Genomic DNA, 25,304 nt, shown 5'->3' on the forward strand with positions numbered 1-25,304 from the left:
TATGCAAAATAGAAGCTTATATAATAACACATTTTTATTGTTATTGCTTATGTTTTCAGTATTTGAAATCAAAGCCCAGGAAAATCCGCCAGTCCCCATAGAGGTTGAAGTTAGAACTTCTAGAAACCTTAATTTTGGTTCGTTTACTGCCGGTAGTGCTGGTGGGAATGTTAGTGTAAGTTATGACGACCAACGCACTGTAAATGGCGATATTGTTGAACTAAATTTTGGGGAACCGGTCTCTGCCGCTTTATTTGATGTATATGCCAACCCCGGGACAATTATTCAAATTGAAACTTTAGGAGATTATATTTTGCTAAACCAGGATACAGGAGCGGAAATAAAACTTACAATTAACAGTTTTAGCACTGGCCAGCGAACTTTTGTCACCCAGGCTGCTAATGCCCAAGTACCAAATGAAGTCTTTATTGGAGGGACCTTAACCATACCTCCAGATAATTCTGGGACTCTTCCCGGTACTTATTTTGGTAATTTCACTTTAACCTTTATTCATCAATAGATAAGAACGCTAAGCGAAATGCAAACCCTACCCTGCGCTTTTTCTGTTGAGTTTTATAAAAAACTTTGTCCGGTATTTTGCCTCTTGCTATTATCCTTTACAGGAATAGCCCAGGAAGATCTCCTGGAATACGACGAATTAAGTGTAGATATGAATGTACCGGATCTTGGTACTATTGAAATTCCCATCGCGATTAAAGGTCAGGACGCTTATATTCCGGTTAAGGAACTTTTTGATTATTTAAAGATTAAAAATGAGGAAACCACCAATGGCGTTGAAGGTTTTATAATAAATCCCGATTCTACTTATCAAATAAATCCTTCAGAAAATAGGATTATCTATAAAAATGAACAATTTTCTCTTTCAGAAGAAGATTATATTCAAACTCCGCTAAATCTTTATTTAAAATCGAATCTCTTCGGCGCAATCTTCAGTTTAAATACCAATTTCTCTTTTAGAAGTCTTTCGGTAACTATGAAAACCGAAAAAGATCTACCGGTAATTAAAGAAATGCGGCTTAAAAAGGTAAGGGAAAACCTGAATCGCGTACGCGGAGTAGTTGAAGTTGATACTACTATGGAAAGGCGTTATCCGGTTTTTAAAGGTGGGGCATTAGATTGGGGCGTGGTTACCACACAGCAAAGTGAATTCGAAAACGATAACCGATTATCCTTAGGTTTGGGAACAATGTTTCTTGGTGGGGAAACCAATTTAATGTTGAACTACTCTACCCGGGTTCCATTTGATTCCCGGAACCAGTTTTACCAGTGGCGGTATGTGAATAATGATAACCGGGTTTTTAAACAGGTAACTGCGGGTAGAATTTTTACCCGGGCTACCTCTTCCCTATTTGCCCCGGTAAGTGGGGTTCAAATTAGCAACAGCCCTTTTCAAAATCGGAGATCCTTTGGAACTTACGTATTGAATGATTATACTGAACCGCGCTGGACGGTTGAACTTTACGTAAATAATATCTTAGTTGAATTTACCCAGGCAGATGCCTCAGGCTTTTACACGTTTGATGTACCGCTCATGTATGGAAATACGGCCGTAAGTCTTCGTTTTTATGGTCCATATGGAGAAGAACGTATTCAGGAAAGGGTGATCAATATTCCGTATAATTTTGTTCCAAAAAATGAGTTGGAATATACCGTTAGCGCCGGGATTGTAGAAAATGAAAACCTTGACCGTTTTTCCAGGGCTAATTTTAATTACGGGCTCAGCAATTCTATAACTATTGGTGGTGGTGCCGAATTTCTTACCGGGGTGACCAGTGGCGAAGTAATGCCTTTTGTGAATTCATCTATTCGTTTTGCTTCAAATTTTCTATTTACAGGAGAATATATGCACGGCGTTAAAGGTGAAGGGATTTTAAGTTACCGCACCCCCGGAAATATCCAGGTAGATCTTAATTATATAAAATATGATGAAGACCAAACAGCAATCAATTTTAATTACCTGGAAGAAAGAAAATTAAGCTTTTCGGCACCTATTAGAAGTAAAAATTTCTCGATGTTTAGCAGGTTTAGTGTAAACCAGATCATTATGCCTACAACCGAGTTCACTACGGCGCAATTATTACTTTCGGGTGCAATTATGGGAATTAGCACCAACCTTACCACCTATGGCATCTACAATGACCGTGTAAAAGAACCAACTATCTATACCTCGCTTTCGCAGAATTACAGGCTTCCGAATAAATTCTTGTTTTCACCCCAGGTGCAATACGATTTTAGCCGAAATCAATTCAATAATATTATTATGGAAATTGAACGCCCGGTTTTTGAAAATGGATTTCTAAATGTGGCCTACGAAAATAATATGCTTAGAAATGCCCATATTTTTGAAATTGGCTTAAGATATGCATTCAATTTTGCGCAAACTTCGGTGACTTCCAGGTTGGGGAACCAAAATAATTCTTTTGTGCAATCGGCTCGCGGTAGTTTAATGTTAGACGACAATACTGGGTATATAATGGCAAATAATCGTACGGCAATGTCCAGAGCTGCACTAAGCATTATCCCCTTTTTGGATTATAACACTAACGGAAAAAGAGATCCTATGGAACCTGCTGTGCGGGGAATGGAAATTAAAAATACTTCTGGCCGACTTTCGTATAATGAAGATGAAAGCGTATTACGAATTACCGAACTTCAACCTTATATAGATATTATTCTTGAAGTAGATCCAAATAGCCTAGATAATATTGCCTGGAAAGTGAAAAATGAAAAGATAAAGGTACATACCGTTCCTAACCAGTTTCAGGAGATTGAAGTCCCGGTAGAGGTTTTAGGTGAAGTTGCCGGAATGGTTTATTTTAAAGAAGGAAGCAGTCTTCGCGGCCAGGGAAGAATTACCGTAAATATTCTGGATGAAAACGGAAACCTGGTAAAAGAAATTTTAACTGAAGGAGACGGATATTTCACATACCTGGGATTAAAACCCGGAAATTATACTGCTGAAATTGATCCTGTGCAAATGCAGAAATTAGATTACACTGCAAGCGAACCCATTGAATTTGAAATCAAAATAGATGAATATGGTGATATTGTAGATACCCTGGAATTCACCGTTGAAGCCGATTAATTAAATTATAAACCATATAATTAGGGAAACGGCCAAACCAACTATGGCTATTAAGGTTGTCATCACCGTCCAGGATTTAAAAGTTTGTTTTTCGGTTAAACCTAAATACTGACCAACGAGCCAAAATCCGCTATCGTTAACGTGGGATAAAATTGAAGCCCCTGAGGCAATTGCAATTACAATAAGCGAGGTTTGCGCCATAGAATAATCGCCTCCCGTTAAAACTGGCGCAGTAATTCCCGCTGCGGTTATCATTGCCACCGTAGAAGAGCCCTGTAAAATTCTCACTAAAGCAGCTACAATAAATCCAAAAACCAGCGGATTAAACCAGGCGTTATTTAAAGCATCTGCAATCATCTCTCCTGCCCCTGTTTCAATTAAAATTTGTTTAAAAGCGCCACCCGCACCGGTAAGTAGAATAATTATTCCGGCGGCCTGGAAAGATTTAGTAGCCACTTTCAGTAAAAATTCTTTTTGCATGCCTCTTCTAACTCCAAGAAAATACCACGCCACAAGATTTGCTATTATTAATGCTGAAAATGGATGTCCCACTAATTCTATCGTGTATAAAAGTCCTTCCGGAATTAAAACTCCATCAAATAATGGACTTTGCACTAAAGTATTTGCTACAATTAGAAAAATTGGAATTAAAATAATAGAAATAATAAGTCCAGGAGAAGGTGCTTTAGATTCATCGTATTCTATTTCTTCTGTAAAGGTTTTAGGTTCAATCTGGATTCTTTTAGAAATATACCTGGCGAAAATTGGTCCGCTGATGATTGCTGCGGGAATTCCTGCCAAAAATCCAAAAACAATTACCCAACCTAAATCGGCACCTAATATATCTGCAACCGCAATTGGTCCTGGCGTGGGTGGGATAAAAGCGTGCGTAATTGCCAAACCGGCCAAAAGAGGTAGCGCATACAGCAAAAGTGATTTTCCGGTACGTTTGCTCAATGCATAAGTAACCGGCACCAGAATAATAAAAGCCACATCGAAAAATACCGGAATGGCTACGGCAAAACCGGTAACCATCAATGCCCAGGGTGCTTTTTTATCACCTGTTTTCTTTAATAAGAAAGAAGCCAGGCGTTGTGCTCCACCAGATTGTTCCAAAACTCCGCCAAATAAAGCTCCTAAACCAACTACCGTGGCTACAAAACCCAGTGTGCTGCCCATCCCGTCCTTCATAGTCTCCAGGATTTCGGTAGCGGGCATTCCGGCGATAATTCCTACCGCAATGCAAACAATTAGCAAAGCCAGAAAAGCCTGTATCTTTAATCTTAAAATAAGGAAAAGCAAAAGTGCAATCCCGGCGAAAACGGCAAAGAGTAATTGTAGTTCCATTAACTATTGTTTTTCCATTGGGTATGAAAAAATTCGCCCCGGGGCTTATCAGTTCGCTCGTAAGTATGTGCGCCAAAATAATCTCGTTGTGCCTGAATCATATTTGCAGAATTTTGAGCTGAAGTAAAGTTCAGTAAATAATTGGTGGCAGCAGATAAAACCGGAACGGCAAAACCAGACTGAAGTGCAATACTAATTGTTTTCGTCAAGGAAGCCTGATTTTTCTCTACTTCTGAAATAATATTTTTATTAAGCAGTAAATGATTATTTGAATCTTTAAAAATATCAACTAAATCTTCCATCAAACCGGAACGAATAATACATCCGTTGGTCCAAACACGGGAAATCTCAGATAAATTAAGATTCCAGCTATATTCTGATGAGGCAACCCGAAGTAAATCATAACCTACGGCATGATTAATTATACTGGCAGTTTTGTAGGCCTGGAATAATTCATCTTTTATTTCTTCTAAATTTCCATTTTGGTTATCATTTTTATACAAATATGAGGCATTCACCCGAATTTCCTTCATCCCGGAAATATTCCTGGCCAAAACCGCAGCGGTAATGGTATCAAGCGGAACACCAAGTTCTAAGGCGGCGTTCGTTGACCAACCGCCAGTGCCTTTTTGTTTAGCTGCATCCAGAATTTTATCGATCAGGAAGTCTTCATTCTCCTTTTTTCGAAGAATATCTACGGATATTTCCAGTAAATAGCTTTTCATTTTCTTATTCCAGGCTTCAAAAAGACTGGCAATTGCTGTCGGTTTTGAATTCGTATAAAATCTCAAAAAATGGTAAGTTTCAGCAATTAGTTGCATTTCGGCGTATTCAATACCATTGTGAACCATCTTTACAAAGTGTCCTGAACCATCGGGTCCAATATGAGTACAGCAAGGGTTTCCGGTCTTATCTTTTGCTGCTATTTTTTCCAAAAGCGGTCCCATTTGTTTATACGCTTCTGCAGAGCCACCGGGCATAATTGAGGGACCTTTTAAGGCGCCTTCTTCCCCACCCGATATTCCACAACCTATAAAATGAATTCCCTGTTCTCTTAACATCTTTTCTCTTCTCCAGGTGTCTTTGTAATGGGAATTACCGCCATCGGTAATGATATCACCTTTTTCCAAAAAAGGAAGCAAACTTTCTATCACTGCATCAACCGCAGCGCCGGCATTTACCATCAATAAAACCTTCCTGGGCCGATTTAAAGACGAAACAAATTCCTTTAAATCATCAAAACCCTGAAATGTATATTTTTCAGCATTTTCCTGAACAAAATTTTTGGCAATATTTTCTTCAAGACCGGGTACTTGCCTATTAAAAACAGAAACATTAATATTTTTTGAAAGTAGGTTTAAAGCCAAACTCTTTCCCATTACTCCAAGTCCAATAAGCCCAATTTCAGCTTTAGGAGCTTTTAATTTTGTCATAATTTCTTTTAAAATATTTTCTTCAGAAGTATTTACATTTACTCGTAATCCATATTGTGGTTCTTCCAGGGTTTCAAATTGCGAAGTGAGCAATTCTGGTTTAAAATAATGGCCTTTCCTGGCTTTTAACCTTTCTAAAATCACTTCAAAATCAGCCGATAGGAAAATCCATTTTAAATATTCTTCAGGAATGGAAGTTAATTGTTGTCTATATTTTTCTTTTAGAGCCGAACAGGCCAAAACAGCGCCATCGCCTTGCTCCCATTTTTGAATATTTTCAGCTAAAATGGCCAACCAGCCTTTTCGATCTTCGTCCTGCAGCGGGATACCGTTTTTCATTTTTTCCACATTTTCTGAAGGATGAAAATCATCGGCATCATAAAAAGGTAAATTCAATTCTTTAGCGAGAAGTTTTCCAATAGTAGTTTTACCAGAACCCGAAACACCCATTACAATATATACGGCCATTAGTAAGTAATTTTTAAGATTTCCAGTTTTCGGATTTCTTCGCCTAATTTGAAATCAATTTTATCTCCAACCTTTTTACCGGTAACCGCTTTTGCGATAGGCGCCACAAAAGCGATCTTTTGTTTTTTAACATCAGCCTCATCTACCCCAACAATTTGAAACTTTTGAATATTTCCATTTTGCTTCAATTCAACCAAAGCTCCAAAACGCACTTCATCTTCAGGTTGTTCTTTAGGGTCTAAAACCCTCGCGGTGCTAATTCGCTCTCTTAATAATTTGAGATTGCCATCTATAACCGCCTGTGCCCTTCTACGTTCTGTTTCATTTTCTTTATCGAGATTAGCACGTTCTTCTGTGAGCTTTTCCTCTTTTTCTTTTAATTCTTTTAATCCATTTGGCGTAACATAATTTGTTTCACCCGCCGGTAAAGCCGCTCTTGGCGGGATAATAGGAGCTTCTTCCTGGTCGTCTTCTTTTACAAATCCTCTGCTCATAATTTAGTTTTAAACTTCAAAATAGGAATTAATATGCTTCGGTAAAAAATTATACTGATTTATTAATTCATAAATCTTTCAGAAGAAGAATTCTACCAGGCGGTATTCCCTTATTTTTATTTTATAAATTTAAATAATGAGCCTCGAAATAGCCATATTGTTTCTTATTATCATAGTGGTAATTGTTTTCTTTGCCCTGGAAGTTTTTCCGGTAGATAAAATTGCGTTTTTTATTCTTGCAGCCTTATTGTTAACTAACCTGGTAAGTCCCGAAGAAGCTATTTCTGGCTTTTCCAGTCCGGCAACTATTACGGTACTGGCTTTAATGATTATAGCCATAGGGCTGGAAACAAACGGGGTTATAGACTGGCTGGCCAGCGGACTCAAAAATCTAAGGGTTCTGCCAATATTTATAATGGTACCTGTCTTTATGTTTATTGCAGGGAGTATTTCAGCATTTATAAATACTACAGCTGTGGTAATTGTTTTTATAAAGATTATTACAGAATTATCTGCTAAATACGATATACCCAATTCAAAATTGCTTCTACCAATTTCTTTCGCGGGTATTATAGGCGGGAGTTGCACGCTAATGGGTACATCTACCAACCTTATTGTAAACGCAGTTGCTATAGACAGGGGTGTTGAAAGGTTTAGTTTCTTTGAATTTACGTGGTATGGAGTTATTTTTATGGTAATCACCATTGTTATAGTAAGTGCTTTAATTAAAATACTCCCCAACACCAAAAAGACTAAAATAAGTGAAGATTATAATCTTGATGAATATATTACTAAAGTAATTGTCACCGAAAACTCCAGTGTAATTGGAAAAAGTATTAGTGAAAGTTTCTTATATAATAATGAAGATATTGAAGTTCTAAGGCTAAAGCGAAATGGGATTATAAACGATCGCCCAGGAAAATTCACTACGCTCAAAGAAGGCGACCAGCTTTTACTGCGCTGTAATCTTGCAAATCTTATAAAATTAAAAGATGCTAAGGGATTTACCGTAATTAAAGAGGAAGATAATAGGAAATTAGCCGATCCTATTACTGATTCTGAAGAACTGGAGGAAAATGTACAGGTAGTGGAAATTTTAATGCTGCCAAATTCACCATTAATAGGAAAAAGTATAAAAACCGTGGGTTGGTATGATCTTCACGGGGCGGTACCCTTGGCGATTAGAAAACGAAGAAATTTTAGAAATCCCAGGCGTAGAATTTTTAATCGGGGGAAAGACGAAATAGAATTAAGGGTTGGAGACCGCTTACTGGTTGAAGTTAGCGAAAGCGCACTGGATGAACTTCAAAAGATTGAAAATGTAACGATCTTGCAGCAACACAAGAATATTGAAGTTACCACTAAAACTAAAAAATATATTTCGCTTGCAATTCTATTAGTGGTTATTGCGCTCTCTGCATTTTCTATTTTTCCCATTTTAAAAAGTGCACTTATTGGCTGCTTTTTAATGATTTTTACGAAATGTATAGACCTGGGTAAAATTTATTCCCAGGTAAACTGGCAGATTATTTTTCTTTTAGCGGGGATGATTCCTTTAGGCGTAGCAATGAACAATACCGGCGCCGATCAATGGATTTCAGACCAATTATTGCTAATTTTTGAAAACCAAACAGATATTATTGTAATTGGGATTTTATTCCTGGTGACGATGGTTTTAAGCGGATTTATCTCTAATAATGCTACGGCAATAATTATAACTCCTATCGCCATAAGTATTGCCGCGAGTATGCAAATGGATCCAAAACCCTTTATTTTATCGGTTCTGTTTGCTTCTAATTTTAGTTTTTTTACACCTGTAGGTTACCAAACCAATACCATAATTTATGGGATGGGAATTTACCGTTTTAGACACTTTTTTATCATTGGCGGTATCGTTTCCCTGGTACTCTGGGTTACTGCTTCTCTCCTGCTATCTGCTAGTTTATAATTAGGAAACTGGTTTAAATTCCGGTATTTTTGAAAAAAAATTATGCCCAATTTACTTGTAATTGGTTGTGTTTGGCCCGAACCTAATTCTTCTGCTGCCGGTAGCCGAATGCTACAATTATTAGAATTTTTTCTTGCTGAAAATTACAAAATCACCTTTGTTACCACTGCAGCGCGCAGCAAATTTGCTGTAGATTTAGAAAAGATGAATATCGCTTCTGAAGTGATAAAAATGAATCATAGTTCTTTTGATGAAATGCTGAAAAAAATTCAACCGGATTTAGTGCTATTTGATAGGTTTATGACTGAAGAGCAATTTGGCTGGAGAGTTGATGAAACCTGCCCGAAAGCAATAAAAATCTTAGATACTGAAGATCTTCATTTTCTTAGAAAAACACGGACTGAAGCTTATAAAAAAAATATTTCTGCAGAAAGTCTTTATTTTGATGTCGATATTACCAAAAGGGAAGTCGCGAGTATTTATCGCTGCGACCTGAGCCTGATAATTTCAGAAGTTGAAATGGATTTGCTTCAAAATGAATTCAATATCCCTAAAACTATTCTGCATTACCTTCCTTTTCTCCTGGAATCAATTTCCGAAGGAAATAAAGCGGAATTGCCCAGATTCAGTAAAAGACAAAATTTTATAAGTATTGGCAATTTTCTTCATGAACCTAACTGGAATGCGGTATTATATTTAAAAGAAGAAATCTGGCCGTTAATTAAACAACAACTTCCAGCTTCCAAGCTGGAAATTTATGGTGCTTATCCTTCCCAAAAGATATGGAATCTGCACAACGAAAAAGAAGGTTTTCTTGTAAAGGGCCGCGCTGAAAATGCACCCGAGGTAATGCAAAATGCTAAGGTTTGCCTGGCGCCAATTCAGTTTGGAGCAGGATTAAAAGGAAAACTCATACAGGCTATGCAATGTGGAACGCCTTCTGTAACAACTCCCATTGGTGCCGAGGGAATTGCGGGAGAACTCAACTGGAATGGTTTTATAGCCAACGATCCTAAAGAATTTGTAGAAAAAGCGATACAATTATATTCCGAAGAAAATGTATGGCTAGCCTCGGTAGAAAATGGTTTTAGAATAATTAATTCCAGGTTTAATAAAAACGCATTTCAGCAGAAATTCTTAGAAAGAATCACTGATTTATTTCAGAATATAGATTTCTATAGGCAAAAGAATTTTATTGGGAAATTGCTGCAGCATCATCAGCATAGAAGTACGTATTTTATGGCCAAATTTATTGAAGAAAAAGAGAAAAATAAAAAAACCGCCGGTTAGCCTACCGGCGGTTCCACTACACAAAAGGAACAGTTGCCTGTTCACAAACAGAAATCAAACAAATTGAGGTACTTCTCGTTCCTCAAACAATTTATGGTTTAAACCCTGCAGGGTTTGTATCTTGTTTTTAGTATCTACCAATAAAGAAATATTGTTATCGCTGCCGCCGTAAGAAATCATTCTAACGGGAATATCATTTAATAGTTCAAAAAGTCGGCTTGTACTTTTATCTTCAATTAGGCCCTCGCCTACAATGCAAATGATACTGTGTTCTTTTTCCACTGTAATCTCACCGTAAGCGTTTAATTCTTCCAGGATCAGGTCTAAATTCCGGTCATCATCTATGGTGAGGGAAATTGCAATTTCTGAAGTGGTAATCATATCAATTGCTGTTTCGTATTTATCAAAAACCTCAAAGATCTTTTTCAGAAAACCGTGTGCCATCAGCATTCGGTTAGATTTAATCTTAATGGCAGTAATCCCATCTTTAGCTGAAATAGCTTTCAATCCACGAGAATGAATTTCAGCTGAAATTTTAGTTCCGGGAAGTTCCGGAGTAAAGGTATTTTTCAGAAACAAAGGAATTTTCCTTTTTATAACCGGAGAGATCGTTTGCGGGTGCAAAATTTTTGCGCCAAAATAAGCGAGCTCGGCAGCTTCCTCAAAACTCAATTCGGCAATTGCATGGGTATTTTCAACATAACGAGGATCGTTATTATGAAATCCATCAATATCAGTCCAAATTTGAACTTCTTCGGCCTGAACTGCTGCAGCAAGTATAGTTGCGCTGTAATCGCTTCCGCCTCGTTTTAAGGTGCTAATATTATTTTGCGCATCAATTCTTACAAAACCCTGGGTGATATAAATATCTGAGGGTTCCAGGTTTTCTATATTCTGCTGAAATAATTTGCCAACTAAATCTGTATCAGGATTTTCCAGGTTTGAAACCTGCATAAAATCTTTGGCATCCAGAAAGTTATTTTGAATTCCTAAATTGGTAAGAAAAGTAGAGAAAATATAGGTAAGCATTGTCTCACCGGTAGTCACAACTTCAGCATAAACCTTTTCAGAATATGTATTGCGGCTAATTTCCTGTAAACCTTCAAGCACATTGTTCACAAAAGCTTTGGCATAAGAATTCAACCCAGGCTTATCTATAAGTTCATCTATAGTAGTTTCATGCTTTTGTTTTAATTCAGCAATAATAGAATTAATAGCTGAATGATCTTCAAGCTTAATGTTTTCGGTAATTTCTACCAGTTTATTAGTCACCCCGGCCATTGCCGAAAGTACAAGAACTTTCTTTCCTTCTCTTGAAGCTAAAATGTTCTTAACATTCCTAATGCTTTCTACAGATCCTACTGAAGTACCACCAAACTTTAATACTTTCATTGCTAAATATTTACTCACTTAGTGAGATTTTTAATTTTAAATATTCTTTTTGTTATTCCGGTTTTACTAACTGAAATAATTTGATGCATAATTAGAATTAAAGCTTCCTGTAACAAAAAATATCTATCAATTTATATACATTTGCACAAAATGTACAATATTTAACAATGAAGACGATTACTACCTGTGTTCACGATATAATTAGACACCAACCCTTTTTGGATGATGCCATTGCCCGGGATATAGTAAATTTTAGCGGACTCGCGGAAGACATCCAGCCGCAGGTAGAAAAAGAAATGCGGAAACCTGTAAAACAGGGTTCAATTATAATGGCGTTAAGACGCTATGCTCCCCGCCGAACCAAGATTAATATGCAGCATTTACGGGAACTGGGAGATATAGTAGTCCGCTCCGGCATTACCGAATATACTTTCTTAAACTCTAATACAATTATTGCTAATAAAGCTAAATTACTGGATGCGGTAAAAGATCAAACCGGGGTTTACCTTAATTATTCCAGCAATTACCAGGAAAGTAATATTTTGGTGTCCTCCAGCCTTACAAATCTTGTTGAAGATTGCTTTAGAAACGAGAGACGGGTTTCTATTAAAGAAGAACTTTCTTCTATTACCATTGCGCTGCCAAAAAACAGTTCGCAATTTGTAGGCCTCTATTTTTATCTCTTTAAGCTTCTTGCCTACGAAGGAATACCAATTTTTGAAATGATCTCAACCTCAAATTATTTCGCGCTTTTCTTAGAAAAGGAATATGTAAACCAGGCGTTTTTATTGATTAATGAGATTAAGAAGTAGATAAAAGCTCCCCTCCTTTCAAAGGAGGGGAGGGAATGAATTCAGCTTTGCGGAAAAAAGGGGTGGTTCCCATTCAAAATTTTATAAGGAGAAACCTTCAGTTAGACGGTTTGTTATCCCCATTACCAAAATTCAAAGTAAAAACCAGAGATCACTACCGCTACTATAAGAATAAGTAAAATGGTAATAATAAAACCGATACCGAAATTAGTTTTCTTATTGTCTTTTAAAATATAATCTTTTTCTTCGTCGTCTTTTTTAAATTCCATTTGGTTAGTTTTCTTCAAAATTAATATATCCAGAATTTAAGAATGATAAGGTATTCTTAAATTATTGAAGCTGGTACCACCAAACGGAATTCTGAAAATTCATAGGTAAAACCAACTGATTTTTTTCAGCATCAAATAAAATATCTCCAGAGCTTTTTTCTGAAGTTAATACTTCTTTAAGTTCCCCGTCTTTCTTAATAAGATAAATTGTACCGGTAGCCCAATCTGAAATATAGAATGCATCATCACCAACCGGTTGAACGCCGTCTAAATTGCCAATTCCTTCTTTAGATACTTTTTCGATCTCGCGTGTATCCATATCAATTTTCAGGAAATTACCGTCGGAGTTTTCCCCCCAGGCAGCAGCATACAGATGATCTTTATGTGCGTAAAGTCCGTTTACATATTCTAACCTTGTAGTATTTAAATATTCAATAATTTCTCCTTTCTTATTGTCGGGAATCATCATATTAGCTGAATCGCCGGGCATTAAATAAATAGCACTTTTCCCAGAATCTGAAATAAAAATATTACCAACCGCATCTATAGTAATATCATTTAGAGACTTTGCGTCCTCAACTTCAATTCGCTTTGTGATTTCTGATTTTTCAATACTAATTTCTATAAGTTCGGTATTATTGGTAACATATACCTTATCCTCTTTTATCAGTAAACCTTTTGGGTCTTTTAAACCATCTATCCATTTTAAGTCGATTATTTCTCCATCAGCAGAAACCCTGGAAATAAATCCGTCTCCGGCTTCGTTATCGGCCATATTTGAAATATAATACTCATTTTTTGCTTCGTTAAAAACCACAGATTCGGGATGGCTAAAACCTTCTACCTTTTTTATTAAAGTGGCAGATGTACTTTGGGCATAAAGGCCACTACTAATAAACACGCTTAAAAGAAGTATTTTAATAGAATTTAATTTCATAATATTTTTTGTTAGTTTTTATAAAGATACAAAATAGAAATCTTTAGAATTTTTAAGGTTTGTACTAATATGCTGCTAAATATTTCCTAATTCTAAATTTTGAAATTCGATTTCAGCTAAATTAGAGCTACTTAACCTATAAATTATCAATTATGAAAAATATCATTAGGGCTATACTTGCCGGTTGGGGCGCCAAAAAACTTGGCGGCGGCTGCGGGTGTATAGGAATTATCGTGGTATTTATAATCCTTTGGATTATTCTTGGTTACCTTGGGCTCGGATAGTTATTCGTACTCTGCCATAATAGTATTCCATTCCATTGTTTTCATTACTCCAATGAGAACAGGATCAATTTTATTCAATAGAGCTGAATTTTTAGGAAAACTATACCCGTAATAATCCTTTTTCAGGGTTTTGGGGAGAACTTCAATATGATTTTCTAAGCCTCTTCTTTTTAATTCGTAACGCAGAATAGGTTCATCGTAAACAAAAAGCTTTGTTTCTTTATTTTCTAAAAGTTCTATTCCTTCTTTTTCACTAATTACCTTGGTATGCTGAATATTATAAAGGTTTAGTAGTTCCTGGGCGCTACTACTTTTTACACTGGTAACTTCAAATTTAGATAAATCCTGAACGCCGGTGATTTCATCGTTCATTGTTTGAACGGTAAGTGATGATGCTATTCCAGCCGTTAAACTGGAAATAATAATTATGGACATAAACATCCAGATTAAGCCAATTATACGTCCGCCGGTAGTTCTGGGCGATTTATCACCGTAACCCACTGTTGTCATTGTAACAGCACTCCACCAGAAACCTTCCAGGATTCCACGAGAACCACCGCCAAATTCTTCGGCATTCTTTTTACGTTCAAAAATCCAAACCAAAAAGCCGAAAACGAAAATTACGGCTAACAGAATAAGTATTGCTGAAATAAAATTCCAGCTAAATAAATTGGCTAAATAACTAAAAACCTGAGATTCGCTCCTTTTGGCCACACCGGTATGAGATATGAAATATGGTTGGGAAAAATCCATTCGCTGCATCCTATTATCGGTCACCGTAACGGGATTAATACTGAAATCTACTTCGTTATTTTCAATAGCAATTAATAATTCGCCAAGAGAAGCAAATTCTTTAAACTCGTAATTAAAATCCAGCTCATCATTTACCAAATCCCACGCATCAATGCTCAGTCCGGCGTATTCACCGTTTTCGTTCATAACAAAAGGAGGAGTTGGTGTAACCCCAATTACAAAGGTTTTGTTGAGATCAAGACTATCTGAGGCTTGCTGGGCATTAAAACTGAAACTTGAAATTAATAAGATAAATAGAAAAAAGTATTTTTTAATCATTAAGAGTTATTCTTTTATGTTTCTATTCTTTGAAATTGAATCTACCGGGACCTCATAGTAAATCTTTAATTTTTTCCTTCCAAATTCCCTGGCTTTTTGTACATCTTTATCCATATAGATGTCAATTTTATTCTTCCAGCGGTAATGCATTTTATCTTTCACCAGGAAAATGCTGTCAAAACCTTCAATTTTAATCGGCGTATTATGGTCTAAGCCTTTTTTAATTAAATCCCGGGAAACAGCGATTGCTCTTAAACCTGGTTTTAAAGTATCTCCCCACGCAGTAATATTAGCACCACCGGCGCCAGTTTGCCAGCTAAGGGAATTATAGGCCGAAGCTGTAACTTCCAGGGTGTCCCAGACTGTAGATGGTTCTTCGGAATTTTTATCATTAAAATTACAAGCTATAAAGCCGAAATAAATAATTATTAAAAAAACTATTATTCCGGCTTTCATAACTTATAATTTTAAATTCTTATTCTAGCTTAACTTCCAGCCATCACGATAATCTCTACGTACAAATTGATTGGCTTCGTCAAAATTAGTAACTCTCATTTCTTCTGAATTCCAGAGCATTTTTATATCACGCCCGGGATATTCAAAATATTTATCTCCATTATCACGCATCTTTTCATTTCTAACATCGTAGCCTCTAATAGCTAAATTGGCAATTAGTAAAGTTTCAGTTAGCGGTCCTGCAATTTCAAAAGGAGAACTCAGTTCTTTTTTTCCGTAGCCGGCAATTGCGCCTTCTACCCATTGTGCATAATGGCCTTCTTCCCCACCGGGAACGCGGTCATATTTCTCAGCAACATTTACTTCGTCGGTTTTTGAAGTTGGCAATAAACGTGGATTTCTACCATAGGTACCACACATCATTTTTCCTTTATCTCCAATAAATAATACGCCGTTTCCACCATCGCCAAAAGTTTCGTTTGGTCCAAGTTCTTCCGGTCTCTTTGGTTTAATTCCACCGTCCATCCAATGTAAAGTAACATCTTCACTGGTTTTTTCGGTTTTTGGGAAGGTCATTACTGCGTGGCTGGAAGGTGGGCAACTTTCGGGGAAATAACCTCTTTGAAATTCATCTACATAAACGCTTCCTACACTACATTGTACATCTTTTGGATGGCCAAGGCCTAAAACACGGTAAGGCGCTTCAATTAGATGGCAACCCATATCGCCAAGTGCCCCGGTACCATAATCCCACCAGCCACGCCAGTTAAACGGAACTAATCCTTCAATATAATTTTTATACGGTGCGGTATTTAACCATAGATCCCAGTCTAAACCTTCAGGAACCGAAGTGGTTTTTCCTTTGGGCCACGGAATTCCCTGTGGCCATACAGGTCTATCTGTCCACACATAAACCGTATGTACTTTTCCTATAAGGTCGGCATCATACCATTCTCGCATTTTTCTAACTCCGTCGCCAGAAGCTCCCTGATTTCCCATTTGGGTCACCACTTCATATTTTTTAGCAGCTTCAGTTAATTGCCTGGCTTCATAAATATCGTGAGTAAGTGGTTTTTGAACATACACCGGTTTACCTAATTCCATAGCTGCCATTGCCTGTATTGCGTGGCCGTGATCTGGCGTAGAAATGGAAACTGCATCTATATTTTTGGCTTCTTTCTCTAGCATTTCCCTGTAATCGGTATAAAACTTAGCTTTTGGGAAACGGGCTATAGAGCGTGCCGCCCTTTTTTTATCAACATCACACAAAAAACCAATATCGGCTTTCCCAGATTGGTGAAAGCTATTAATATCACTTTCCCCTTTTCCTCCTACTCCAATTCCGGCAATTACCAGCTTATCACTTGGGGCTAAAAAACCGGGCCCTCCCATTACGTGCCGCGGAATAATACTAATTCCCGCCGTGGCCAAGGCAGTTGTTTTTAAAAAACTTCTTCTGGAATTAGATTTAGGGGTTTCATCTTTTTTCATGTGTTTCAGGATTTAAGTTAAGAGGGTTAAGCTTATTAAAATATTTCTAAATTTTGAGTTAATAAATGTATTTACTTATTCTGGGAATTCCAATTTAAATATTAAGCCCCTGTCTTTCAGAGTGTATGATTTCAAAATAAATCTCTCTGGCAAATGTTAAGATTTTTAAAAGATTTCCGGATTAAAGGGGTCATAATTTGGAAGCGGATTTTATAACTGTACCTTTGCACTCTTTAACGGGCAGATTGTTAATAAAGCCCATTATAATTTCGAAAAACAACATTATGAGTCAAGTAAAAGCAAATGACACGGTAAAGGTACATTACACAGGTAAACTGGCTGACGGGCAGGTTTTTGACAGCTCGGTAGAGAGAGGTGAGCCTATAGAATTTACTATGGGACAAGGACAGCTTATCCCTGGTTTTGAAAAAGGCCTTATCGATATGAAAGTGAACGAAAAGAAAACCATAAATATTCCTAAAGAAGAAGCTTACGGAGAGCCAAGAGAAGAGCTTGTGCAAGAAGTTCAAAAGAGCCAACTTCCAGAAGAAATTAAGCCTGAAGTAGGAATGGGACTTGTTTCTAAAAGCCCTGATGGCCAGGAAATGAACCTTGTGGTTAAAGATGTGAAAGATGAAACTATAGTGGTAGATGGAAACCACCCACTAGCAGGAAAAGACCTGGTATTTGATCTTGAAGTAGTAGAGATCAAATAAGTTTTTTTAACTTATATAGAAAGCCCGAAGCCTAATGGTTTCGGGCTTTTTTATTTATTAAATTTTAAGCTTTAGGTTAAGGTTTTGATAATAATTTGAGGTTGGGTACAATCATCTTTATCTTAGGAAGAAATCAACAAAAAGTATTATTATGAAAAGAAATGGAACCGCAGTTTGGAAAGGGAATCTTAAAGAAGGTAAAGGCACAGTAAGCACCGAAAGTGGTGTTTTAAAAGAATCGCAATATTCTTTTAAAACCAGGTTTGAAGATGGAATTGGTACCAATCCAGAAGAACTTATTGGTGCGGCCCATGCCGGGTGTTTTACCATGCAGCTTTCGGCTAATCTTACTGAAGAAGGTTTTGAGCCAGATAAATTAGAAACTAAATCTGAGATTACTTTTGCAGATGGTGCTGTGAAAAAGTCGCACTTAATTTTAAAAGCGAAAGTAAAAGGAATTGAGAAAACACAATTTGAAAAAATAGCCAAAGATGCTAAAGATAATTGCCCAATTTCTAAATTACTCAATACCGAGATCACTTTAGAATCTGAATTGATTCAATAGATTCTGAAATATTCCTAAAAGATGGAATAAATGAATATATGGGGTTGGCTAAAAGTCTACTTTCGTCAAGCTTAACTTGTTCAGTTTCTAATATATGTTTTTCTAACATCTTAGATCCTGAAACAATTTCAGGATGACGAGTAAAAAAACTTTTAGCCAACCTCTTTTAATGCTATAAACACTGCATTTTTAATCCTATATTCCATTTTGTTTTGCGGCACAAATTTCTGGTTTACTTCCAATTCAATTCCCAAATAATTTTCATGGAATTTTTTACGTAAATAAGTAGTAAACCCATCTGCTTTCCCCAAATAGGGATAATTAAATCTGATCTTTAATTCAGGATTTTGATTCTTTATATTCTGCTTAAATTTTTTACTGAATTCTTTTTCTTCACTCCTTGACGGATCGTAAAGTAGCCCAATATCTGTATTTCTAATCTCTTCGTCTAATTTTGGAGTAAACGTGTGCACCGAAAAATGTAGTACCTTCTCCCCTTTTTCTATTATACTTGAAATTTGCTTTTCTACCGAATCTCGATATGGAAAATAGTATTGAGTTAAAATTTCATTTTTCTGCTTTCCTGATAAATTTTTAGTGAATGCAGAAAACAAATTAGAATGCCCTTTAGATCTATTTACTTCCACTAACAAACGCCCCGTTTCGTGATAAAATGAAAAATCGGATAAGTCCTTTAGCTCCTTAAACAGATCTAAGGCACCGGGATCATAGCCACGGTGTGATTCCAGAGTTTCCATGGCATTAGTAAATAAATTTTGATATTCCTGCGGAATTGTATTAAAAGCGTGTTCGCAGGTTAAGACCAGTTTCACGGCTTAAAGAATTTATTTTCTTCAAGACAATCGGCTAGCTTAAAATAGGTTTTTTGAATATTTTCATCTGAAAAATCATCACCTAAGGCCTTTAAAATACGGGTTGAAAGACTTCCGTTATTCAGTAGAAACTTTATGCTTTCCTGTTGTTTTTCTGCAATATTTCTTTTCACTTTTGAAAACAAAATCCGCCAGATCTCTTTAATTTCAATGGTTTGTGAAAGTCCGAAGATCTTAAGATATTCTTTGTTACTGATTTTAGTATTTTCGGCGTCCTTTATTACGGCATCAAATATTTCAAAAAGATCATTCTCGTGCCATTTTTTCTGTTTACTAATAGCAATCAAATCTTCGCTAACCAGCAATTTCAAACATTCAATAATAAAAATAGCAATTGCCATATCGGCTTTTGGACATTCCTGAACGTCTATTACGCGAATTTCTATTGCATTTCTATCAAAACGAGCAATAGCTCCACGGGAATTCAAAAAGTGATGATCCAGGATATTTTCTGTATCGTGCGGTTTGATCTTTTTATTAATCGGTTCAAAAATGGTTTTGTAATAATCGTCTTTAGAAAAAACCTGTTCCGGAATAACTTTTCCCGTCATCTCCGGAATTTCCTTTTGATTGGTTTTATATACCTGCATCCTGGCATCTTTAAAACCAGTATCTTTTCCTTCAAAAATAGGAGAACTGGCACTTAAAGCAGGGATTATAGGTAAAAGTAAACGCACTGCAGCGTGCAGTTTTTCAAATTCAGTATCATCAAAAAACGGAAGGTTTATATGCATACTTTGCACATTGCTCCAGCCGTGGCCGCTGCAATCAAAAATTCTATTATAAAGTGCGTATATTTTACTGGAACTGTGTTTCCACAATTCGGTTTCAGTAACGGGATTCATTAAAGGATGGGCTGCCGAAGGTAAAAGCCTGGTGTTCTTCTCCTTTAGCAAAAGATTTACTTCTTTAATATTTTCAGCAAAAAGAAGATCTAGATTTTCTATATCTCCGGTTGGACCATTGGTTTTTAATTCTACAACGTGAGCCACTAATTCGTTGCTCCATTCAATTTCTCCATTTTCAATATCTGAGGTAATTTCCCCATTTTTACTAATAAAAAGTTGGTCTACAATTGGATTTACCTTAAAACTGGACGTATCTACAAGCATATATTCCAGTTCAATTCCAAAAACTTCAAAAAGATGATATTTCATAATTACTTCTTTTCTAATCTTTCTTTTAATGCCGAAATGATCTCCATATAAACCTGTTCCCCATAGTACCCGTCTTCTACACCAAAGTCGATATTCGGATTATCATTAATTTCAATAACAAGCGGCTTTCCTCCTACTTCTTTGATATCTATGCCGTAAAGTCCTTTCCCCATTAATTTAGCCGATTTTAATGCAGCTTCTAATATTTTCTTTGGAACCTTTTCTATAGGTAAGCAATCTACATTTCCGTCCTGGTCATCTTTTTCTTTAGCGTCCCAGTTGTAGATTTGCCAATGGCCTTTTGCCATATAATATCTACAGGCATAAAAAGGTTTATTATCCAGAATTCCTATTCGCCAATCGTATTCTGATGGTGAAAATTCCTGCGCAATCACTAATTCCGATTTTTTAAGCATCATAGTAACCAGTTCCTGATATTCTGCCGGGGTTGTTGCTTTTTTCACTCCGAAAGAAAAAGTAGAATCGGGAGATTTTAAAACTACCGGCAATCCGGTAATTTCAAGAACTTTATCTTTATTTTCTTTATGAATTATCACCGTTTTTGGAGTTGGAATATTGGCATTTTCTAAAGCCTCGGCCATATAAACTTTGTTGCAACATTTCAGAATAGCATCTGGGTAATCTATGATGGCGATACCTTCCTGCTGGGCTTTTCTTGCAAAGGCATAAGCTTCATTATTTACTTCGGTACTTTGCCTTATAAACAAAGCATCAAAAGCAGATAAACGCGAAAGATCTTTAGGAGCAATTATTTCTACATAGAAATCCATTTTTTCAGCAATTTCTACGAATTTCTTTAATGCTTTGGCATTACTGGGCGGGGCGGGATCGTCTGGCTGTACTAAAATTGCCAAATCATATTCCGTAGTATTTGCACGAGGAGTGTCGTAACGTTTTTTAGCAAAATATTGTGCCGCAAAATCGTACATACTTTCTAAGTGATCCTCAGGTATTTCGGCTTCAGAAATAGCTTTAATACTTTTTATATTCCATTTTGTGGTATAATTGAATTTTACCCGTAAAAACGGAATTTGAAAATGGCGGTGAAACATCGCACTCAACTCTTTATATTTTTGCGCTACGTTTTGCCCAAAATATATACTAAGGGTAAATTCCTGTGATTTTATACTTTTTAAGCTGGTTTGCATTAAATCGTCAAACTCTTCTGAAACTATTTTTACCAGTTTCGGCTCTCGTAAATCAACGATATTTTTTACCGTAGGAATTGCCAAATGCCCGCGAGCTTCGGCTAAAAGTGAGACGTAATAACCTTTTGACTGATAAGAATAATCTTTGCAGAGGTTGAAAATCCTTGCATTTTTTAGCTTAGCAAACTCCGGATTGGTTAGATAAGATTGCGCTGAAATTATCTCAACATTATCCAGTTTTAACTTCCACTTTTCAGGGTGGTTTACAATTATATATTTATTCATTTAGAAATTGAAAATTCTATCAAATGTAGGAGAAAATTAAATACGTTTTGAATGAATTTTATCAAAATAAGTCATTCAATTTATTTCTTTAATTTTTATTAGTAATTTCAGGGCTTCAATAAAAATGAAAACCCATATATATGAAATTAAATCTTCTTAGTCTTGCGCTAATTTTCACGGGAAATCTGGTAGTAGCCCAACAAAATAGCGATGATGCTTTACTGGAAAAAGCTAAAGAAATTCACGAAAAGGTAATCACCATAGATACCCACGCCGATATTAATATCAATAATTTCACTGAGGAAAGAAATTATACTATGGATCTTGAAAACCAGGTAACGCTGCCCAAAATGGAAGCGGGCGGACTCGATGTGGCCTGGTTTATTGTTTATACCGGCCAGGATGAGCTTGATGGTGAAGGTTTTAAAAATGCGTATAAAAATGCAATGAGCAAGTTTGATGCTATTCATAAACTCGTTAAAGATTTTGCTCCAAATCAAATAGGTTTGGCCACCAACTCTGAAGAAGTGCGAAAATTAACTTCTGAAGGAAAAAAAGTAGCGATGATTGGGGTAGAAAATGGATATCCTATAGGAAAAGATATTGAAAATGTTGAGAAGTTCTACGATCTTGGTGCCAGGTATATGTCACTTTCTCACCAGGGACATAGCCAGTTAAGTGATTCTAATACCGGTGAGGAAAATGATGAATGGTTGCACAACGGTCTTAGTAATTTAGGGAAAGAAGTGACTGCAGAAATGAATCGACTGGGAATGATGATAGATGTTTCGCATCCTTCAAAAGAAGCTATAAAACAAATGTTTGAGCTTTCTAAAGCACCGCTTATCGCTTCCCACTCCTCTGCTCGTCAACTTTGCAACCATAGTCGAAATTTAGATGATGAACTTCTAATGTTATTTAAAGAACACGGCGGGGTTGTTCAAACCGTTGCTTTCAGTGCTTATGTAGATACCGAAAAAACCCAGGCATTTAATAAAGCAAGCGATAAAGTTTATGAGAAAAAGGCTGAAGAAATGAGTTTTGAAGTTTTGCCACGCGATGCTGTAAGGGCTTTAAGCAATGAAGATAGAAATACTTACTACGCCGATTTTCAAAAAGTACGAGCTGCAGCAGCACCTGAAGTTGAACTATTAAAACAAAAAATTGAACCTGTAGGAGTTTCAGATTTTGTAGATCATATAGACTATATGGTAGATTTAATTGGAATTGAGCACGTAGGAATTAGCTCAGATTTTGATGGTGGCGGCGGAATTGACGGCTGGCAGGATGCTTCAGAAACTTTAAACATTACCAAAGAATTGGTAAAACGCGGTTATACAGAAGCGGAAATCGCTAAGCTTTGGGGAGAAAATTTACTAAGAGTGATGGATGAAGTTGATGCCGTAGCTGCAGAACTTAAAAAAGCATAAATCCTAAAATACTAGCATGAAAAAAGCCTGTAAGGAATATTCCTTACAGGCTTTTTAATTCTAAACTCTTAAATTTAGAATTATGCGTGCTGTAAATCGTGTTTACCTTCTTTAATCTCTTCAATCATTTTAGCGTTAAACGCCGGTAGATCGTCAGGATTTCTGGAAGTTACAAAAGCTTCGTCTACAACTACTTCTTTATCTACCCAAAGTGCTCCTGCATTTTCCAGGTCTTTTTTAATAGAGTTAAAAGAAGTCATTGTTCGACCTTCTACAACTTCTGCATTAATTAAAGTCCAGGCTGCGTGGCAAATTGCGCCTACAGGCTTACTTTGTTTAAAGAAGTCACGCACAAAAACTAAAACTTCGTCATGTCTTCTTAATTGATCTGGGTTAATCACTCCACCGGGAAGTACTAAAGCATTATATTCTTTAGCGCTTACCTCATTTATGCTGCGATCAACATCTATTTCTCCAGACCAGTCAGTTCCTTCCCAGCCTTTAATTTTTCCTTTTTCAAGGCTTACTATATCTACTTTAAAACCTTCGTTTTCTAAAGCCTCTTTTGGTGAAAATAATTCACTCTTTTCAAATCCGTTTGTAGCTAAAATTGCTATTCTCTTTTCCATAATTTCATCTTCTTTTTTGGTTCAATCAAAGATAAAATTTGTTTAAGGGAGAGTGTGCTAAGGTCTTTATAAAAGAAAACCCGGTTAAAGTTAAACTTTATTAATTCTCTTAAAACTGTTTAAAATGAGGCTATTTTTTATTTTTAGTCATTTGCTCATTTTCTCGGTTTTTCTCCCAGTTCATATTATTTTTAAGCGTATCTATAATTTCCTTTTCTTCCTCTAATTGGGTGCGCTTTTGTTGTAATTTTTCCAGTTCCTGGTAAATTGCGGGTTCTCCATATTTATTGGGGACTACTCTTTCATTTTTAAGCAGGGCGTATTGTACGGTAAATTCGGCACCAAAAAATAAAATAAGACAGGTATAATAAACCCAGAGTAGAATTAACACTACCGAAGAAGCCCCGCCGTATACCGATGCCGGTTCACTTTTACCGAAGTAGAAACTTATTAAGGCTTCACCAACAAGGAATAAAATAGTAGTTACCGCGGCTCCTAAATAAGTGATTCTCCAACGTAATTTAATATCAGGTAGTAACTTGAAAATGGCAGCAAATAAAGTGGTTATCACGAGAAATGATATACCAAAATTTACAGCCTCTACCATAAACGCGGTTACCTGAGGTGCATATTGTTCAATTTCATCTTTTAAAATTCGAATTAATGCTGAAATAACGAGGGAGAGCAAAAGTAAAAGACCTATTACCATTACCATTCCAAAGGAGATAAGTCTATCTAATAAAATTCTAAGGAAATCGGTTTGTTTGGCCGCTACATTCCAAATATTATTCATGGCCATTTTAAGCTGAAAAAACACCCCGGTAGCACCAAAAAGCAACATTCCTATTCCAAATATAATTGCCCAGGTAGATTCGGTGGCCAGAGCGGCACTCGCAATCATGTTTTCTATAGCATCTGCCGGCTCCTGCCCTACAAAACCACTAATCTCAGAAGTTAACCTTCCCTGTACGGCTTCCTGTTCAAAAAAATACCCGGCGATGGTTACCACAATAATTAATAAAGAAGGTAAAGAAAACAAGGCATAATAAGCTATGGTGGCGCTACGCGCATAGGGTTCGTTCCTATTCCAGCTTATGTAGGCCTGTTTAAAAAGTGACCAGGTAGTTTTGAGGAATTTCATTAAATCTGATATTTCTCTTTAAAAATTTCAATATGATGTTTGGTATGGCCCGCAGTAATAAAGCCCAATGCTCTGCAACTGGTAGAACTCCCGCTAACAAATCCCTGGCTTAACAACATTTCTTTTGAAAAACTTTGGTAAAGCGAAATCCCAGCATTTCTAACTGCTTTAAATTCCTTTTTGAGACTTTTTAAACTTCGCAGTTTTGCAGCGCTGGCAGGAACATAAGCTTCGTGATCAAAACCCGGTAATTTAATTTCCGGTTCTCTCGCGAGTGTAAGCGATCTATATTGAAAAATTCGTTCTACATCTATAATATGCTGAATTACTTCAGCAACGGTCCATTTACCTTCAGCATAGCTATAACTAAGGTCTTCTAGTTTTATCGTATCTAATAATCCCAGGAACTCTTCTCTGTTTTCAAGAAGTAAAATCCCCAGCTCTAAATTGCCGGGGATTTTTTGTAAATATCTGTCGTAGTACGCATTGTACTCGTTATAATTTAGGTTTTTTGCTATCAT

At 36.5% G+C, this 25,304-nt stretch carries 24 protein-coding genes; 9 read left to right on the top strand and 15 right to left on the bottom strand.

The annotated features are described in order from the left end of the window. Position 1 precedes the first annotated feature (1 nt). A complete protein-coding gene (locus B4F31_RS17510; protein ID WP_286761853.1) occupies positions 2–520 on the top strand; it encodes a DUF4402 domain-containing protein in 519 nt (172 codons plus the stop codon). An 18-nt stretch (positions 521–538) separates the two neighbouring features. Then, positions 539–3,106 carry a hypothetical protein gene (locus B4F31_RS17515; RefSeq protein ID WP_286761854.1) on the top strand — a complete coding sequence of 856 codons (2,568 nt, stop codon included), beginning with the start codon at positions 539–541 and terminating at the stop codon, positions 3,104–3,106. Here B4F31_RS17515 and B4F31_RS17520 read toward each other — a convergent pair whose 3' ends face one another. From B4F31_RS17520 to B4F31_RS17530, 3 genes are read right to left on the bottom strand one after another with little or no spacing between them, the layout of a single operon-like run. Continuing rightward, positions 3,107–4,453 carry a GntP family permease gene (locus B4F31_RS17520; RefSeq protein WP_286761855.1) on the bottom strand — a complete coding sequence of 449 codons (1,347 nt, stop codon included), beginning with the start codon at positions 4,451–4,453 and terminating at the stop codon, positions 3,107–3,109. It abuts the gene before it with no gap. Beyond that, positions 4,453–6,354, bottom strand: a complete 1,902-nt coding sequence (gndA, locus tag B4F31_RS17525) for an NADP-dependent phosphogluconate dehydrogenase (RefSeq protein WP_093305468.1) — start codon at positions 6,352–6,354, stop codon at positions 4,453–4,455. Before gndA ends, B4F31_RS17520 begins: the two co-directional genes overlap by 1 nt. Beyond that, positions 6,354–6,848, bottom strand: coding sequence for a GreA/GreB family elongation factor (locus B4F31_RS17530; RefSeq protein ID WP_075326962.1), 495 nt, complete (start codon positions 6,846–6,848; stop codon positions 6,354–6,356). Before B4F31_RS17530 ends, gndA begins: the two co-directional genes overlap by 1 nt. Before the next feature lie 136 nt (positions 6,849–6,984). Between B4F31_RS17530 and B4F31_RS17535 the strand changes: the two genes are divergently transcribed. Further along, positions 6,985–8,796, top strand: coding sequence for an SLC13 family permease (locus B4F31_RS17535; RefSeq protein WP_075326963.1), 1,812 nt, complete (start codon positions 6,985–6,987; stop codon positions 8,794–8,796). 42 nt (positions 8,797–8,838) lie between these two features. After that, positions 8,839–10,086, top strand: a complete 1,248-nt coding sequence (locus tag B4F31_RS17540) for a glycosyltransferase (RefSeq protein ID WP_286761856.1) — start codon at positions 8,839–8,841, stop codon at positions 10,084–10,086. Between the two features lie 54 nt (positions 10,087–10,140). On the opposite strand, the gene B4F31_RS17545 is transcribed toward B4F31_RS17540, so the two are convergent. Next, positions 10,141–11,478: an aspartate kinase gene (locus tag B4F31_RS17545; RefSeq protein ID WP_075326966.1), complete on the bottom strand. Its 1,338-nt coding sequence runs from the start codon at positions 11,476–11,478 to the stop codon at positions 10,141–10,143. A 167-nt stretch (positions 11,479–11,645) separates the two neighbouring features. Between B4F31_RS17545 and B4F31_RS17550 the strand changes: the two genes are divergently transcribed. After that, positions 11,646–12,290, top strand: a complete 645-nt coding sequence (locus tag B4F31_RS17550) for a hypothetical protein (protein ID WP_075326967.1) — start codon at positions 11,646–11,648, stop codon at positions 12,288–12,290. Between the two features lie 122 nt (positions 12,291–12,412). Here B4F31_RS17550 and B4F31_RS17555 read toward each other — a convergent pair whose 3' ends face one another. Both B4F31_RS17555 and B4F31_RS17560 read right to left on the bottom strand, forming a co-directional pair. Next, positions 12,413–12,559 (bottom strand): hypothetical protein, encoded by a 147-nt coding sequence (locus tag B4F31_RS17555; RefSeq protein ID WP_177195705.1) that lies wholly within the window; start codon positions 12,557–12,559, stop codon positions 12,413–12,415. A 61-nt stretch (positions 12,560–12,620) separates the two neighbouring features. Further along, positions 12,621–13,496 carry a hypothetical protein gene (locus B4F31_RS17560; protein ID WP_075326968.1) on the bottom strand — a complete coding sequence of 292 codons (876 nt, stop codon included), beginning with the start codon at positions 13,494–13,496 and terminating at the stop codon, positions 12,621–12,623. A gap of 152 nt (positions 13,497–13,648) precedes the next feature. Between B4F31_RS17560 and B4F31_RS17565 the strand changes: the two genes are divergently transcribed. After that, a complete protein-coding gene (locus tag B4F31_RS17565; protein WP_257787182.1) occupies positions 13,649–13,780 on the top strand; it encodes a hypothetical protein in 132 nt (43 codons plus the stop codon). On the opposite strand, the gene B4F31_RS17570 is transcribed toward B4F31_RS17565, so the two are convergent. From B4F31_RS17570 to B4F31_RS17580, 3 genes are read right to left on the bottom strand one after another with little or no spacing between them, the layout of a single operon-like run. Beyond that, the gene (locus tag B4F31_RS17570) at positions 13,781–14,851 is read right to left on the bottom strand and encodes a transporter substrate-binding domain-containing protein (protein ID WP_286761857.1); all 1,071 of its coding nucleotides are present in this window, start codon (positions 14,849–14,851) and stop codon (positions 13,781–13,783) included. 6 nt (positions 14,852–14,857) lie between these two features. Next, positions 14,858–15,307 carry a 3D domain-containing protein gene (locus B4F31_RS17575; RefSeq protein ID WP_075326970.1) on the bottom strand — a complete coding sequence of 150 codons (450 nt, stop codon included), beginning with the start codon at positions 15,305–15,307 and terminating at the stop codon, positions 14,858–14,860. Positions 15,308–15,331: 24 nt separating this feature from the next. After that, positions 15,332–16,798, bottom strand: coding sequence for a Gfo/Idh/MocA family protein (locus tag B4F31_RS17580; protein ID WP_075326971.1), 1,467 nt, complete (start codon positions 16,796–16,798; stop codon positions 15,332–15,334). A 284-nt stretch (positions 16,799–17,082) separates the two neighbouring features. On the opposite strand from B4F31_RS17580, the gene B4F31_RS17585 reads away from it, so the two are divergent. Next, entirely contained in the window at positions 17,083–17,514 is a 432-nt protein-coding gene (locus B4F31_RS17585) for an FKBP-type peptidyl-prolyl cis-trans isomerase (RefSeq protein WP_075327974.1), read from the top strand. Positions 17,515–17,665: 151 nt separating this feature from the next. Further along, positions 17,666–18,079 (top strand): OsmC family protein, encoded by a 414-nt coding sequence (locus B4F31_RS17590; RefSeq protein ID WP_075326972.1) that lies wholly within the window; start codon positions 17,666–17,668, stop codon positions 18,077–18,079. Between the two features lie 152 nt (positions 18,080–18,231). On the opposite strand, the gene B4F31_RS17595 is transcribed toward B4F31_RS17590, so the two are convergent. The 3 genes from B4F31_RS17595 to B4F31_RS17605 are packed head-to-tail and all read right to left on the bottom strand — an operon-like array spanning position 18,232 to position 21,583. Further along, positions 18,232–18,912 carry an N-formylglutamate amidohydrolase gene (locus B4F31_RS17595; RefSeq protein ID WP_075326973.1) on the bottom strand — a complete coding sequence of 227 codons (681 nt, stop codon included), beginning with the start codon at positions 18,910–18,912 and terminating at the stop codon, positions 18,232–18,234. Further along, on the bottom strand, positions 18,909–20,129 hold the full coding sequence (locus B4F31_RS17600; RefSeq protein ID WP_075326974.1) for a carboxylate-amine ligase: 1,221 nt from the start codon (positions 20,127–20,129) through the stop codon (positions 18,909–18,911). The genes B4F31_RS17595 and B4F31_RS17600 overlap by 4 nt, the downstream gene beginning before the upstream one ends. A gap of 2 nt (positions 20,130–20,131) precedes the next feature. Next, positions 20,132–21,583, bottom strand: coding sequence for a RimK family protein (locus tag B4F31_RS17605; protein WP_286761858.1), 1,452 nt, complete (start codon positions 21,581–21,583; stop codon positions 20,132–20,134). Between the two features lie 140 nt (positions 21,584–21,723). Here B4F31_RS17605 and B4F31_RS17610 point away from each other — a divergent pair, with 140 nt between their 5' ends. Continuing rightward, on the top strand, positions 21,724–23,013 hold the full coding sequence (locus B4F31_RS17610; RefSeq protein ID WP_286761859.1) for a dipeptidase: 1,290 nt from the start codon (positions 21,724–21,726) through the stop codon (positions 23,011–23,013). A gap of 80 nt (positions 23,014–23,093) precedes the next feature. On the opposite strand, the gene B4F31_RS17615 is transcribed toward B4F31_RS17610, so the two are convergent. From B4F31_RS17615 to B4F31_RS17625, 3 genes are all read right to left on the bottom strand, one after another. Next, a complete protein-coding gene (locus tag B4F31_RS17615) occupies positions 23,094–23,642 on the bottom strand; it encodes a type 1 glutamine amidotransferase domain-containing protein (protein WP_075326977.1) in 549 nt (182 codons plus the stop codon). A 130-nt stretch (positions 23,643–23,772) separates the two neighbouring features. Then, positions 23,773–24,783 (bottom strand): YihY/virulence factor BrkB family protein, encoded by a 1,011-nt coding sequence (locus tag B4F31_RS17620; RefSeq protein ID WP_075326978.1) that lies wholly within the window; start codon positions 24,781–24,783, stop codon positions 23,773–23,775. Further along, positions 24,783–25,304, bottom strand: a complete 522-nt coding sequence (locus B4F31_RS17625) for a DinB family protein (RefSeq protein WP_075326979.1) — start codon at positions 25,302–25,304, stop codon at positions 24,783–24,785. Before B4F31_RS17625 ends, B4F31_RS17620 begins: the two co-directional genes overlap by 1 nt.

This window comes from Salegentibacter sp. UBA1130 (assembly GCF_002311535.1).
Classification (GTDB): Bacteria; Bacteroidota; Bacteroidia; order Flavobacteriales; family Flavobacteriaceae; genus Salegentibacter; species Salegentibacter agarivorans.